Below are 14,223 nucleotides of genomic sequence, written 5' to 3' on the forward strand. Positions count from 1 at the left end.
AATTATTGACAAGAAAACGATGATGGTTATTTAATATATCAATCTTATTAATAATTTTTATTAATCATTATCATGGTACAGCAGCTTGTTTGGACTCCGAAACAATCCGCGCCCAAGGCATTTCCCGAACGTCAGGCATTGATGCCGGTTTGGGGCGGCGTTCCAATGCCGCGTCCCCAATGGCAGAACATTTGGAAGAAAAAGCTTCCCCATGCCACCGATGTGGACGCGCTTGCTTATCTGCATATTCCATTTTGCGCCAACCATTGCGTTTTTTGCGGCTTCTACCGTAATGCGTGGAAGGATAGCCAAAGCAGCGTGTACACCGACAAAATTATCGAAGAAATGGCCGCTGAAGCTGAAGTCCGTACAGGCAAGGGCAAAATCCGAGCCGTTTATTTCGGGGGTGGTACGCCGACCGCGTTGCTTACGGAGGACCTTGTCCGCCTGATTTGTGCCTGCTACCAATATCTACCGCTTGCCGAAGACTGCGAGTTCACCATCGAAGGGCGCATGAGCCATTTCGATTTGGAAAAAGCACAGGCTTGTCTCGAAGCAGGGGCCAACCGTATTTCCATCGGCGTGCAAACCTTCAATACCGCCATCCGCCGCCGTCTCGGTCGCAAACACAGCGGCGACGAGGCGTTTGAATATTTGGCAAAATTGTGCGAACTCGATGCCGTGATTGTCGCTGATTTGATGTTCGGCCTACCCAATCAAACCGATGAAGTTTGGCAAAACGATATCGCCCGCGCCGCCGAGCTGCCGCTGTCCGGTTTGGATACGTATGCGTTCAACCTTTATCCCATGCTGCCCATCAACCGCATGATTGAAAAAGGCGCATTTCCGACACCGCCGGGTTTCGATATTCAGGCAGACCAATATGCCTACACGGTTGAAACACTGCTGGAAAAAGGCTGGGAACATGTCAGCAACAGCCACTTCGCCTATCCCGGCCGCGGCGAGCGCAACCGCTACAATACCCTGATCAAATCTGACATTCCCTGTTTGGCGTTCGGCTCCGGCGCAGGGGGTAACTTCGGCGGTTTCAGCTATCAGGTGCAGGGCGATTTGGAGAGTTATCTTGCTACGCCGAAAGGCGAGAAAAACATCGCGTTTATGAGCGGCCATAGTCCAAATAAAGCACTGCTCAGCAAAGTTCAGCACGATATTGAAACAGGCCGTCTGAATCCATTATTGTTTGACGGCAACAAAGCAGCGCAAAAGCTGATTGCCCAATGGCAGGAAATGCAGCTTTTTAAAGAACCTGATTCAGACGGCATTATCCGTTTGAATACCAGTGGCCGTTATTGGTCGCCCACCCTTATCCGCAAACTCATGCTCACTCTTCCAACTCAAGAAAAGGATCAAACCATGCAAAAACTTTCAGCCGAACAACAAACCATGTTGCGTCAATCATTGGAAAAAAATCCCGGCCAAGTACTGGAAATGCTGGCCGCGCAAAACCAATGCAGTTTTGAAGACGTTATCCGCTGCCTGCCTGAAGAGAACGTGCGCCAAACCGAAGGCAGCCGCATAGTCGAAATTCTCCAAGCCGTTGCCGCATGGAATGAATCCGTTACCTTCATCGCCCACACCCCCGATGCCATCGTCGAAGTCAGCGGCAAACTGCCTAACGGCAAAGTCGGCCGCGGCTTCTACAACTTTGACCATCCCGAAACCGACGGCGGCGTACACGGCCACATCTACTATGAAAACTGCGCCTCCATCTACCTTTTGGAACGCCCGTTTATGGGTAAAGCCACTTGCTCGCTCAACTTTATCAACCGCAACGGCGGCGCCATGTTTAAAATTTTCGTCGGCCGCGATGAAGCAGGCGAGTTGAAACAACATCAAATCGAAGCCATGCGAAAACTGTTTGATGCCGCTTAAACGGTTTCAGACGGCCTGAAAATCCGTTCCTTGCCGCGTAGAGGAGCGGATTTTCTAACAATAAACATCTACCATACAAAGGAGCCCCAAACATGCAACTCATCTTCGGAGCCAACGGCCCGTCCGGCCGCGCCTATATCCGCACATTGACTGACTCAGCCGATACCGTCGCCGTATTAAGAAAGCCGTCTGAAGACAGTTTTTTTGTCGAACACAATATTCAAACCGTTGTCGCCGATGCGCTTGATGCCGACGCGCTCGATAAAGCGTTGGCACAATACCATCCTGATACCGTGATCAGTTTTGTCGGCGGCAAAAACGAAGAGGGTATCCGCAGCGATGCGCTGGGCAATATCAACATTATTGCCGCCACGAAAGCCGCCAATCCGCAAGCCCGCTTTGTACTGATTACCAGCATGGGCTGCGGTGAACAATGGGACATGATGAGCGAGCCGTTCAAACAGGCACTAGGTGAAGCCGTCCGTGCCAAAACAGAAGCCGAAATCTATCTCAAACAAAGCGGTTTGAATTGGACTATCTTGCGCCCCTGCGGCCTTGCCGATGGCGAAGATAATGCCTATACCTTGACACAAAATGCCCAAGAAATTCCGCAAAAATACATGACACGCAACGGCTTGGCCGCTGCCGTTGCTGCCATTGTTGGCCAAGCGGACAGCAAGGGCGAAACGTATAGCGTTGGTGCGGCATAACCGGATTGAATAGATTGCCCACTTTCCATTGTTAAAGTTGGAGTAGGTAATTGATTAGCAGCCGATCAAACAATAAAGGATTTGCTGAGAAAAGACTGGGAGATATAAATAAAAGGCCGTCTGAAACATTTCAGACGGCCTTTGATTTCTTGCTTTATTCTCCAAATACTGCCCGATCGAAACGTTCAATATAGGCGACTAAATTTGCTTTGGTTCTTGCATATAGCGCAATTTCAGTGTCGATGGGGGTAAGAATCAGGTTTGCAACAACAGGCACGATGGCCACATCAACGGAGGTTAATTCTTCGCCGAAAAAGTAGCGTTTTGTGCCTAAGTAGTTGCTAATGGCGTCTAAATCTCCTTTTCCAAAAGCGTAAATATCGGATTGCGTGTGTCTTCCGATACCATGTCCGTACATTTCTTTTTTCGCGTTTTCCTGTAACACAGCAAAAATCGCTTCGGCTTGTTCGGTCGGCATACCATCAAACATTGCCTTCATCATAAATGGTTTGCCGAGAGGATCGACGAAACGGTTATATACGCCCATCCAATATAAATGTTCTTCTGTCATACGGCGAAAGGCTTCAGCAATCGCTTTTTGTTCAGGCGTTAAATGTTTATCTAAATCAATGCCGTAGGTTTCGGTTAGATAACGCTGAATGAGAGAGCTATCAGGGATCAACTTCTCACCATCTTGCAATACCGGAACTTTGCCTTTAGGCATTTTGCTAAGATCGGCAACATATTCTTTTTCGAAATCTAAGCCGGATAAACGCAGCATCGCTTCGGTTTTCCAGGCGAAAGGTGATGGACTGCGAATTTTACCTTCACCAGGTAAAGTAAATAATTTAAGCATTTTGTTTTCCTTTCATTATTTGTTATTCAAATACGGTTCTACAATAGTCCAAACAGCCGGGAAGTTCAAGACAAATACCGGATGTGGCGCATTAGGGATAACGGATAAATCGGCATTCTGTGTCATGCGATAGGCGTTGATGACTGTATCCAAGGGTGCATTGGCATCGTCTTCGCCAACCACAAACAACACCGGCGATTGGATCTTACCAAATGTCTCTTTGCCAACTTGGGTGTTGTCATAATTTTTCTGCGCATTGTCAAACCACGTTGCCGTTTGTTGTAGGTTGGGGCGAATGCTTTGTTGCATTTCCCAATAACTTGGATCTAACTGGCGGATTTGTTCATAGCTTGCACGTTTATTTCCCCCGCCTTGAATAAAACCACGTTTCCATTCGCCGGCACCGATAGCAATAATTTTGGCTGCCTGTTCGGGATAATCGGCAGCAAAGGTGAGGGCGGTATAAGCGCCGTCTGAAAAGCCGAGCAAATCCACTTTACCGTTAATTTGTGCGGCTTTTAATACGGCAAGCACATCAGCCGCTTTTTGTGCATAAGTTGGCGCAACACTGCCGACTTCAGATTTGCCATGACCGCGTGTACTGATGGCGATGACTTCATGATTTTGGCTTAAACGGTCAATAAACTCGCCCATTTCAGCTGTTGAACCCACTAATCCGCCATGCAAAACAATTACAGGTGAGCCTTTGCCATAGCGTTCAAAATAAATTTTCGCCCCATCACTTGCCGTCGCATAACGACCAACTTTTTCATTGTTCCCATAAGGCACTTGGCTATGGTAGGCAGTTTCATTTTGTCCAAAATAGCGCAACGGTTCACCGGCAAAACTGCTCGTTGCAAGAGTGGCGAAAAGTACGCTAAACCCTAATTTTTTAAATGCTTTCATGCTGTTCTCCTGAGTAAAGTGCGGTCGTTTTTTTAGGGTTTTGATGATACGCGCAGGTTACATGTCATATTCGGGTTTACGTAACAGGTTCTCTACATTTGGCTCAATTTCTTTGTCCCAAACCTTTTCTTTCCATTCATCATCCGGAATTTCAGTGTAGGCAATAGTGATGAATTCTGCAGGCGTGTTTAGACGCTCGCTGGCAAAAGCCGTTAAATCATCTGCAAAGGCTTGCAATTCCTGTTCAGACAGGTTCTTTGGACAACATTTGATATTGATATGTGGCATAAAGTACTCCTTGCTTCATCTGTTTGTAATGAAATATATTGTATATTACTTTAATTAACTTGATAATCTATCAAATTAAATAAACAGTTTTAAGAAAGGCTTTATAATGGAGCAATTCAAACTTATCTATATTTTTGCCACCGTGCTGCAATACGGCAGTATGAATGCCACCGCGCCGCATTTGGGCATGACCGCCAGCGCAATCAGTCAAGCCATTCGCAAGCTGGAAAATCATTACGGCGTCAAATTGCTTAACCGCACCACACGCAGCCTCACGCCGACGGCAGAAGGGCGGCAGTTGCAGCAATACGCCCGTCAATTAACCGACTGGCACGATGCCGTTGAGCGCGAAATGGGTATTTTGCAAACCGAACCGGAAGGTGAAGTCCGCATCAGCCTACCGACCGGTTATAGCGCGGTTGAACCGATGAAACGTACCGTGCAAACCTTACGACATCGTTACCCAAAAATTCGCTTAATACTCAATGAAAACAACCGCTTGGTGGATTTGCAAAACGATACCGATATCGCTATCCGCGTTGTTTTACATCCTGACGATCCCGACAGCATCGCGCGCCCGTTGGCACAATGGCAAACCTTGATTTGCGCTTCACCAGACTATTTGCGTGAACACCCCATTGCCCAGCCGCAAGATTTACTCAATGCCGACTGGCTTAATCACAATAGCAATGTCCTGCTACACGCATTCAAGTGTTTAGGGCTACCGGAAACGCTGCCCGAAAATCGCACCGATTGCCCAGATTCTTCACTGGTCGCACGAGAATATGCCTGTGCCGGCATGGGGTTGGCGGTGTTGCTTTCTGGCGATGTGGCGCCTTTGATAGAAAATGGTCAGTTAAGCATTGTATTACCTGAACACACACTTCCCACCCGCACCCTTTATGCCACCACCGCACATCGCACCCAATCAGCAAAAGTACGCACCGTATTGGATTGCTTAATGCGTTGTTTTGGTGAAGAAAAGGGATTGATAAAAAGTGCTGGAAATTGACCGCACTTTGTTATTAAAAAGGCCGCCTGAAATTTCAGACGGCTTTTACTTTTAACGCATCCACAATCAACTTAAACACATTGGAATGCCCGCGGCGGCTGGGGTAATAGAGGTAAAGCGGATCGTAAGTGATGGCATACTCGGGTAACAGCTCAACCAACTGCCCAGAATGGAGTGCGTCTGCGGCGATGATATGTGGCAGCCAAGTGATGCCAAGGCCGTCTGAAACGGCTTGCAGGCGCAGATGATTGTTGATAGAAAACTGCGATTTTGGTGTGAACGTAATCAGCTTTTTTTTATATTTGAATTCCCATTGAATTTCCGTGCCGTGTTCGGCGGAGAGCTTCGCACCGATAAGGCGGTGCTGCTGCAAATCATCAATATTTTTCAGCGAACCGTATTGCGCCAAATAATCGGGCGAGGCGACCAATACCATTTTGAACGGCGCAGAAATCGGTACGGCAATCATCTCTTTCGCTACCTTGTTACCTAACCGAACGCCCATATCAAATCCTTCTTTCACAATATCTGCCCAACGATCGTCCACCACGATTTCCAAGCGGATTTTCGGGTATTGGTTCAAAATCGGCTTTAATTTTGGATACAACACGGCTTCCGCTGCCATCGCCGGGGCGTTGATGCGAATCAATCCCGATGGCGTATTCAAAAAATCATTTAATGCATCGACTTCTTGGTTTATGGCTTGATAAAGTGGGAAAAGTTGATCGAAAAGCTGTTGCCCGGCTTCGGTCAGCGATACATTGCGTGTAGTGCGGTTGAACAGACGCAAATTTAGCCGCATTTCTAAATTTTTCATGCTATGACTCAACGCCGAAGAAGAAATCCCCAAAAGTTGCCCCGCTTTCACAAAACTCTGCGTTTGCGCCAGTGTTAAAAAATAATTCAGTTCGTTAAAGTTCTGCATTTTCTCTTTAAACTCTTTTTTATTAGTGAATTTAATTCATTACATTATAAAGATAAACCCTATTTATCTCAATAAAAACAAATCATAAAATGACTTCAACTTCTGAGAATAAACAGAAGACAATATCCGTAAACATCACATCCTTTTTTTATAAATTATTTATTCTAGGAGTAAAAATGAACATTTTATTATTAAACGGTGGTAAAGCTTTCGGTCATTCTCATGGTGAGTTAAACCACACGCTTCACAAAAAAGCAAAAGAAGTTTTGACCGCACTTGGACACAATGTAAAAGAAACTGTGATTGATGCTGGCTATGATGTTGAGGCAGAAATCGAAAAATTCTTGTGGATGGATGCCGTGATTTGGCAGATGCCTGTTTGGTGGATGCACGAGCCTTGGACAGTGAAGAAATACATAGACGAAGTATTTATCGCTGGACACGGCAAGCTTTACCACAGTGATGGCCGTCATCGTGTCAGCCCGACCGAAGGCTTCGGTACAGGTGGTTTATTGCAAGGCAAAAAACACATGCTTTCGCTTACTTGGAATGCGCCGATTGAAGCGTTCACCCGTGAAGGCGACTTCTTTGAAGGCAAAGATGTGGATGCTGTGTACATGCCTTTCCACAAACTCAACGAGTTCATCGGTTTGACCCGTCTACCGACATTTACATGTAACGATGTAGTTAAAAATCCACAAGTAGAACAATACTTCGCAGACTACCAAGCACATTTGAAAAAAGTGTTCGGTTAATGATAAAACATCAACTTGAAGCGGTGGGCTTTTGCCCACCATTTTGTCAGTCGCTAATTGGTACGAAATATGGCAAATCCGTGGCGCAAGTGATTACCCGCTGGCTGGTGGAACGTGGCATCATTGTATTGGCAAAATCCACCAAACCCGAACGTATGGCGGAAAACCTGAATGTCTTTGATTTTGCTCTCAGCGATGAAGACAAGCTGAAATTGCCAAACTGGACAGCACGTTCGCCGCCATCGTCAATCACGACACGGTGGATAATTTGAAGCGCATCTCCGCGTGGAAAATGGGCGTGTAAGTGTAGCGAAAAACCATCTGCAATTCATCATATGAAAGGACAAAACATGATTAACGGGTTAGATATCGAACGTTTCCGAACTACCATGGCAGCGGTTGAAAACGACCATGCAAAAGGCAAGGCAGTATTACGCGCCGATTCGCGCTGGGTATCCGGCACGAAGAATGAAATCTCCGTGCGCCGCTTCCCTGCCTTTACCACAGACGAACCGAAAAACATGGGCGGTGAAAACGCCGCCCCAAATCCGGTGGAATACCTGATCAGCGCTGCGGCAGGCTGCTGCTCCATAGGTTTCGAGTTGCAAGCAGCATTGGCAGGCGTGAAACTGGAACAGTTTGAAATATCCGCAAGGGGCGGTATCGACATGGCCAAACTGTTCGGCATGGAAGATGGCTACGGCGGACTGGATAATCTGGTGCTAACCATAAAAGTAAAAGCCGACGCAGACCTTCCTACCCTGCAAAATTTCGCTGACCGCTCCGCCGCCAGCTCGCCAGTGTTGAACAGCCTGAAAGCGCGGGCAAAAGTGGTTGTGGAAAAAATCTAGACGACTCAAAACGTTTTCTTGTTTTCATTTCGTTTTGGGAAAGTGATGTTGGATTTCACTTTGCTCAATCAATAAGGAGAAACACCATGAAACTTTCCATTCTCAATCTTGCCCCCGTTCGTGAAGGGCAAACTTATTTACAAGCGGTCGATTCGATGGTGAATCTTGCAAAACACGCGGAGTGCATTGGCATTGAGCGCTATTGGATTGCTGAGCATCATAATATGAAAAATTTGGTGAGTTCAGCGACCGCACTTTTAATTCAGCATACGCTAGCCAATACGAAGACCTTGCGCGTTGGCTCGGGCGGCGTGATGTTACCGAATCATTCGCCTTATGTGGTGGCCGAGCAATATGGCACACTGGAGACGCTTTATCCAAACCGTGTTGAACTCGGTTTAGGGCGTGCGCCAGGAACTGATATGCAAACGGCTGCAGCACTTCGTCGTGGACGAAACAGTCTGGATTTCCCTGCGGAAATTGCGGAACTTCGCGGTTACTTTAAAGATTGCAACCCGGTTTCTGCATATCCTTCTGCCGGCTTGAATATACCATTTTATATTTTAGGATCTAGCACCGAAAGTGCGTATCTTGCGGCAGAACTTGGCTTGCCTTATGCATTTGCTTCACACTTTGCGCCACGTATGATGGAAATGGCAGTGGAGATTTACCGCAAAAACTTCAAACCTTCTACCTATCTTGCTGAACCTTATGTCATCTTAGGTGTGAACGCGATTGTTGCAGAAACCGATAACGAAGCGAGACAACTCGCGACGACACAAACACTATTTTTCTTAAATATAGTGACTAATGCGCAACAAAATTTACAACCACCGATGGCGTCAGAAGAAGACGTTTGGAAAGCCCAAATGCATGCCCAAAAGAAACCACACTTTGGCCCAGTCGATTTTGAGGAAATCCCGATTTACAATCAAGAGCGTGCCGTAGTGGAACAAATGACTGCTTGTTCGCTTATCGGTAGTCCTGAAAGTGTGGAATTTCAACTCAAGCAACTGCGTGAACGGGTACATTTTGATGAAATTATGGCGGTGAGTTATATTTTTGATGAACAAAAACAAGCCCAATCTTATACGATGTTAAAATCGATTGTGGATAAGCAATCGTGATAAAAACATGGCGAGATCATCTCGCCATGTTTTATGCCTAAACCATTTTCGACAATAACATCTCCTTCAACTTGTTATACACCCACACCACTCGCTTGGTCATCCACACTTTTGAGCTTATCAATTCCCACCCGCCAATCAATCACAATGTCGGAGTAGGGCTCAAGTGCGGTCAATAATTCAAACAGAATTTCATCGTTATAAGCATTGGCGGCAGGGTGTACCACACCTTGCATTGCTTTTTCTTTTACATTGTTTTTAGCAAATAGCCGTTCGCTTTCCGCCAAATATTGCGTCGCTTTCGGCAAAAATTGTTCGCCAAATTCAGTGAGCTTGATGTTTCGCGTGTTACGTTTGAACAAACTTTCACCTAATAAGGCTTCGAGATCGGCGATCATTCTTGTGACGACTTGAGGCGAAACGGCGAGCCGCTGGGCGGTTTCACGAAAATTAAAGGTTTCGGCAGCGGAGCAAAAATAGCGAAGGGCTTCTAGTTTATTCACTATTATTCCTTTTTTCAGAATAGTTTATTCTTATTTTATTAATTTTTAAGTCAGAATACTAGGGTTATACTGCATCAAAGTGTTGAATGAAGACATTACCGGCCAAGTAAACAAAGATCGTAATGTGCTAACTGGCGACAGCCCGCTGGCATCAAATAATCTTGGAATTTTAGCGGCAGATGCGTTGTTGAAAAAAGTAGCTAGCTTGGGTTAATTCATTCAATCTAGTCCAAACAAAAAAACAGTCCGCAACTTTAAAGTGAAGTTGCGGACTGTTTTTTTTTGTTTTACATCGGTGGTCCGAAAAATAGCCATGGCGAACTATTTATAATGGCTGGTTCTACGATAGCGGTATCAACCAAGAAGGTTGGCGCGGTTGGAAACTGACAGATTCACAAACCGCCGAGCCAAACGCACGCAATATCGTGCTTTCCAAAGGGTCGATGACGTATTACTTTATAACGCCGAAGGCGCAGAAGAGTTCTCCCGTTTCTTTGCGATTCCAGGTTTGAACCACTGTGATGGCAGCGTCGATTTGCGCTTATATAAGTAATTGTACTACTGAAGAAACAGGAGTTAGCAGACTAAAATCGTAGAGTTATGAATTTAACATAATATAAATTAATTTCCTTTTCCCTATTCTTCTACAAATTCCGCTGTTTTGTTCCTATATGTCAAATGAGAATTAATGGTACTCAAGAGAGTGTGCTCATAGTACTCCAATTTTTAGTATAAAATCAATAGGTTTTAAGAGAGATTTGGCTGTAACTCTACCACTTAATTATTGAGTAGTAGTAGGGTTGAGGGTAGAAAACTTATTACGATACTAAGTACCTTCAACTCATAGCATATAGCTAATTTATAAAGGCCATCTGAATATCAGACGGCCTCCTGTCTATTAGAATTTAGACATTGTAAATTTCTTCGTTCTTAACATTTTCTTAAGGCTTCCGCTTCAGTCGTACCCGGAGGGTTTATACCAAAAAAAGCTGAACCATCCTTGTAACTTGAGACAACTAATACGATCGATCTAAAAAAAAACTTGCTCAAACTGAAATCAAAATAAAGCCATCGTTAACACCGAGATTTGGAAAGCTACGTGAAGGCTTTTCAAATAGTACGAAGCATTTTACTTTCAGGACAAGCTTTGAGTTGGAATAGATCATTTGTTCTTATAGATGAGATTTTCAGGTTTTTTGTCGGGAGAAATAAGAAGTTTATCAAGGTATTCGGGGTCATGCCAGTCATCCCAAGGTGCTAGACTAAAATAAGCTTTAATAAAACCATCAATAATAGCTGAACCTTCGGTATTAATACCAATAATATTTCCTTGTTCAATTAAGTCAATATTAGGAAAATATTGCTTCAGTATATTTTTATTTACTATACCTTTTTGAATAATTGGCCAGAATCCTTTATCTAACGATTCTTCAGTAATAAACATAGCAGCAATAATATCGTTTTTATCTATTTTTATATCTTCATATAAAGGAAGGTTTTTTGAGGAAATTTTCATTTTGGTAATTAAGCAGGCTACACCTATCCAATCATATTTTCCAAGAATCTGTCCAACAGCTAAAAAATCATCTTCTATGGGAATGCCAAAATAATCGCCTACCTGCCATTTCTGTTTTTTTCTTGCCATTTTTTAAAGTTCCTTTCTGTAATTCAATAAGGCATGGGAATTTTTCCACCTGCTGCACGGTAGCGAGGTTCAGACATCTGATGACGTTTATTGGCCAAAGGTCCTCCTCGACTCTTGATACCGCCTTGTAATCTAATGTGATCTTCTTCCAATCGGTCTAGACATTGACCAGATTTAGTTTGCCCAAGTAAGGTAAACCTGTGAGTTGCTCTGAATGCTCTATTATGTTCTCTTTGCCTGGCAAAATATCTTATTGAGGATTTGGCTCGGCCTACATATTTTTCGCCAGTTTTAGGATGTGTCCTCAGATAAACAATTCCACAAGTACCTGGCGGACAATAGCAGGGGTCAGTTTTCTCTGATTCTGGTTTGCTACATACTCCTTATGGCCTCTAGAGGCAATTACTGCTGTTGCCGCCTAAAAGGCGGCTCGGATGCCTTGTTCAACATTGTAATAAATTATATTTCATTTGTAGAAAATATATTATCTTCTATATAGCAGTTTTGAAAAGAGCAATTAGATATTAAATTATCTTGTATATGCATTGATCTGAATACACAATTAATAAATGTGCAATTAGTAAATTTTGTATTACAAACTATTGCCGTAATAAAAGAACAATTAATAAAATTACAATTAGTAAAGGAACTATAGCTTATGAAAGCGCCACGAAATGAACAGAAAAAAAATTTAAGACTTCCAATTTCCCTATGGGATATTTCGTATCTGTGAAAATCAATATTATCCATATGGATTAACTGTCTAGAAATTAAGACATCTAATTCTTTTGTTTCGATTTTAATTAGAGACTTTGTAATATTTTTAAGTAATTCTTGAATGTCATTTGATATCATTTTTATTACCACCAATCTATAGGGTCTAGTTGTATATCTCTCAAAGGTATTCTTGGTTTAGATAATGGAGCAGTTCCTGGTGTACTGGCAGGTATTTGATTACACAATAATCCGGCTACCATTCTATGGTTACCATCTACAATAGTATTTCCATCCATTTTAACTGGAGGGGCAATACTACCTTTTTCAATCAATGCTGTGTATCTCGCAGCAGCAGGGATGGAAACACTTTTTTGTAATGTTAGATAAGATGTTTTCGCTGTAACCATTGTTGTCTGCTATTGCATCTAAACATTTCTTACGTTTTTTTTCTTCTTGGCATTTTCCTGTACATGTATCGCTCTCCGATGATGCAACGACACCTGTTGCGGCAGCTCCAAGCCCCCATATGCAATCCATTTAGGCAATGCCGCATCAGTGGGGTCTGGAGTCATTGTATCAATTACAATCATAGACAATGCCCATTTGGATATGCTAACAGCATTTAATCCCCAAGGATCCATCATATTTTGTATATTTGTCGAAAATTGATAAAAGTTACTTCCACCTCCCAACCCAATCGGATCCTGATTTACAAACCGACCCACATCAGGCTCATAATACCTGAAGAAGTTGTAATACAACCCCGTTTCACGGTCGCAATACTAGTTCTGTAATCGGAATGGTTGGTATGCGCTATCCGTTACCTTGGTTTCCTCTTTCAGAAGGCACCAGCCGGTGTAGTTGTCGAACCACAAGAGGTTACCGTCCTTATCGGTCATCTCTCTTGGGATGCCGATTTGGTCGCAGTGGAAGTAGTAGATTTGTTGGCGGCTTTCGCCCTCGGCATTGGTGTGGTTGTGTACCTGTGCCAAGGGTTCGTAGCTGTCGGGATCGGTGTAGATATAGGTATATCTGCCGTTCGGGTGGATTTCTTGCAAGAGGTGGCTGCCGTCCCAAACGAAGCGGGTTTGGTTTTCGAGGTCGTTCCCGCTTAAATCATGCTGGAATGATGTTTCTGAAACTTCTTCGTTTTTCAAACAGCCTTTGCCTATCCTTCTGCCCAAGGCGTCGTAGCTGTACACCCAAGTTTCTTTCGTACCGTCTTTTTTAAAGATTTCGGCTTTAACCAGTTGGTCGTGCAGATCGTAGAAGTAGTTCTGCACTTCGCCGTCGGCCAGTTCGCGGTGGATCAGGTTGCCGAGGTCGTCGTAGTAATAGCTGCTGCCGTTGTAGGTTTGTAGGCGGTTGTCGGGGACGGTAGGGCTGTTGTTGTCGGACAGGATATTGTGTGCGGGGTCGAAGGCGAATACTTCGCTATCCGCTTTGGTAATCTGGCCCAGTTTGTCGTATTCAAACCGGGTCGTGCCCGTCCGTTGGTCGGTGCTGTGGGTCAGGTTGCCGGTGCGGTCGTAGCCGTAGCTGCGTTTGACGGCATAAGCCGATGTTACTGCATTTTTCGCTGTTTCGATCTGCGTCAGCTCGTTGAGTGCGGCAATTTGTTTTTTCAGACGGCCTAAGGGGTCGAGTTCGTAACAGCTGGCGAGTTTACCCTGGGTGCGGTAGATTTCGCGGTACAGCTTATCGCGTTCAATGTCGGAGATGACTTCGTCGTCGAGGCTGATTTGGTGTAGGTGGCCGCTGCCGTAATACAGGTAGTTGATCTGTCTGCCGTCGGGCAGGATGGTGGCGGTACGGTTGCCGTTGAAGTCGTAGTGGTAGCGGATGCTTTCGGTAACGGGCAGGTACAGCATATCGTACTGCGCATCGCGCCAGTCGGTTTCGGGCAATCCGTTTCGGGCGTTCTCTTCCTTAGCCGGTACTTTCCATTGGTGCTGGCCGATGATTTGGCCGTTGCCGTTGTAGTCGAAGCAGGTAATGCTGTGACTGTTGGCGGCGCGGACGAGGTTGCCGTCCA

Annotated in this window: 18 protein-coding genes and 1 pseudogene; 9 read left to right on the top strand and 10 right to left on the bottom strand. The window is 44.8% G+C overall.

Going from position 1 to position 14,223, the window contains the following annotated elements; genetic code table 11:
• Positions 1-72: 72 nt before the first annotated feature.
• Positions 73-1,893, top strand: a complete 1,821-nt coding sequence (gene hutW, locus ACTHUM_RS06435) for a heme anaerobic degradation radical SAM methyltransferase ChuW/HutW (protein ID WP_004520547.1) — start codon at positions 73-75, stop codon at positions 1,891-1,893.
• 92 nt (positions 1,894-1,985) lie between these two features.
• Positions 1,986-2,603 carry an NAD(P)H-binding protein gene (locus tag ACTHUM_RS06440; protein WP_049336082.1) on the top strand — a complete coding sequence of 206 codons (618 nt, stop codon included), beginning with the start codon at positions 1,986-1,988 and terminating at the stop codon, positions 2,601-2,603.
• Between the two features lie 154 nt (positions 2,604-2,757).
• Here the strand turns inward: ACTHUM_RS06440 and ACTHUM_RS06445 are convergent, their stop codons facing one another.
• The 3 genes from ACTHUM_RS06445 to pptA are packed head-to-tail and all read right to left on the bottom strand — an operon-like array spanning position 2,758 to position 4,653.
• Positions 2,758-3,459, bottom strand: a complete 702-nt coding sequence (locus ACTHUM_RS06445) for a glutathione S-transferase family protein (protein ID WP_049336080.1) — start codon at positions 3,457-3,459, stop codon at positions 2,758-2,760.
• Between the two features lie 15 nt (positions 3,460-3,474).
• Entirely contained in the window at positions 3,475-4,365 is an 891-nt protein-coding gene (locus ACTHUM_RS06450) for an alpha/beta fold hydrolase (protein ID WP_049336078.1), read from the bottom strand.
• A 57-nt stretch (positions 4,366-4,422) separates the two neighbouring features.
• Complete coding sequence (gene pptA / locus ACTHUM_RS06455) at positions 4,423-4,653, bottom strand: tautomerase PptA (RefSeq protein ID WP_004520543.1); 231 nt, start codon at positions 4,651-4,653, stop codon at positions 4,423-4,425.
• A gap of 106 nt (positions 4,654-4,759) precedes the next feature.
• Here pptA and ACTHUM_RS06460 point away from each other — a divergent pair, with 106 nt between their 5' ends.
• A complete protein-coding gene (locus ACTHUM_RS06460) occupies positions 4,760-5,665 on the top strand; it encodes a LysR family transcriptional regulator (protein ID WP_004520542.1) in 906 nt (301 codons plus the stop codon).
• 34 nt (positions 5,666-5,699) lie between these two features.
• Here ACTHUM_RS06460 and ACTHUM_RS06465 read toward each other — a convergent pair whose 3' ends face one another.
• Positions 5,700-6,590 carry a LysR family transcriptional regulator gene (locus ACTHUM_RS06465; protein ID WP_049336075.1) on the bottom strand — a complete coding sequence of 297 codons (891 nt, stop codon included), beginning with the start codon at positions 6,588-6,590 and terminating at the stop codon, positions 5,700-5,702.
• Positions 6,591-6,766: 176 nt separating this feature from the next.
• On the opposite strand from ACTHUM_RS06465, the gene ACTHUM_RS06470 reads away from it, so the two are divergent.
• The 4 genes from ACTHUM_RS06470 to ACTHUM_RS06485 all read left to right on the top strand — a co-directional run bounded on the left by ACTHUM_RS06470 (position 6,767) and on the right by ACTHUM_RS06485 (position 9,323).
• Positions 6,767-7,345 (top strand): NAD(P)H-dependent oxidoreductase, encoded by a 579-nt coding sequence (locus ACTHUM_RS06470; RefSeq protein ID WP_039862395.1) that lies wholly within the window; start codon positions 6,767-6,769, stop codon positions 7,343-7,345.
• Positions 7,345-7,617, top strand: a complete 273-nt coding sequence (locus tag ACTHUM_RS06475; RefSeq protein ID WP_004520538.1) for an aldo/keto reductase — start codon at positions 7,345-7,347, stop codon at positions 7,615-7,617. The genes ACTHUM_RS06470 and ACTHUM_RS06475 overlap by 1 nt, the downstream gene beginning before the upstream one ends.
• A 78-nt stretch (positions 7,618-7,695) precedes the next feature.
• Positions 7,696-8,196 (top strand): OsmC family protein, encoded by a 501-nt coding sequence (locus ACTHUM_RS06480; RefSeq protein ID WP_440361156.1) that lies wholly within the window; start codon positions 7,696-7,698, stop codon positions 8,194-8,196.
• An 86-nt stretch (positions 8,197-8,282) separates the two neighbouring features.
• Entirely contained in the window at positions 8,283-9,323 is a 1,041-nt protein-coding gene (locus ACTHUM_RS06485; protein WP_440361155.1) for an LLM class flavin-dependent oxidoreductase, read from the top strand.
• Between the two features lie 74 nt (positions 9,324-9,397).
• Here the strand turns inward: ACTHUM_RS06485 and ACTHUM_RS06490 are convergent, their stop codons facing one another.
• Positions 9,398-9,826 carry a LysR family transcriptional regulator gene (locus ACTHUM_RS06490; protein ID WP_004520533.1) on the bottom strand — a complete coding sequence of 143 codons (429 nt, stop codon included), beginning with the start codon at positions 9,824-9,826 and terminating at the stop codon, positions 9,398-9,400.
• A 79-nt stretch (positions 9,827-9,905) separates the two neighbouring features.
• Between ACTHUM_RS06490 and ACTHUM_RS06495 the strand changes: the two genes are divergently transcribed.
• A complete protein-coding gene (locus ACTHUM_RS06495; RefSeq protein ID WP_004520532.1) occupies positions 9,906-10,040 on the top strand; it encodes a hypothetical protein in 135 nt (44 codons plus the stop codon).
• A 162-nt stretch (positions 10,041-10,202) separates the two neighbouring features.
• Positions 10,203-10,379 carry a tannase/feruloyl esterase family alpha/beta hydrolase gene (locus ACTHUM_RS06500; RefSeq protein ID WP_157749784.1) on the top strand — a complete coding sequence of 59 codons (177 nt, stop codon included), beginning with the start codon at positions 10,203-10,205 and terminating at the stop codon, positions 10,377-10,379.
• Positions 10,380-10,988: 609 nt separating this feature from the next.
• Here ACTHUM_RS06500 and ACTHUM_RS06505 read toward each other — a convergent pair.
• The 5 genes and pseudogenes from ACTHUM_RS06505 to ACTHUM_RS06525 form a co-directional block, all read right to left on the bottom strand.
• Complete coding sequence (locus ACTHUM_RS06505) at positions 10,989-11,471, bottom strand: hypothetical protein (protein ID WP_004520529.1); 483 nt, start codon at positions 11,469-11,471, stop codon at positions 10,989-10,991.
• A 459-nt stretch (positions 11,472-11,930) separates the two neighbouring features.
• Positions 11,931-12,326: a pentapeptide repeat-containing protein gene (locus ACTHUM_RS06510; RefSeq protein ID WP_079453688.1), complete on the bottom strand. Its 396-nt coding sequence runs from the start codon at positions 12,324-12,326 to the stop codon at positions 11,931-11,933.
• A 5-nt stretch (positions 12,327-12,331) separates the two neighbouring features.
• Positions 12,332-12,595, bottom strand: a complete 264-nt coding sequence (locus ACTHUM_RS06515) for a hypothetical protein (protein WP_141744544.1) — start codon at positions 12,593-12,595, stop codon at positions 12,332-12,334.
• 18 nt (positions 12,596-12,613) lie between these two features.
• Positions 12,614-12,958 (bottom strand): annotated as a pseudogene (locus ACTHUM_RS06520) (RHS repeat-associated core domain-containing protein); the annotation flags it as partial.
• Between the two features lie 12 nt (positions 12,959-12,970).
• Positions 12,971-14,223: RHS domain-containing protein (locus tag ACTHUM_RS06525; RefSeq protein ID WP_440361154.1), on the bottom strand; the 1,253-nt coding region annotated here is incomplete at its 5' end.

It is taken from the genome of Neisseria sp. P0021.S006 (genome assembly GCF_051956895.1).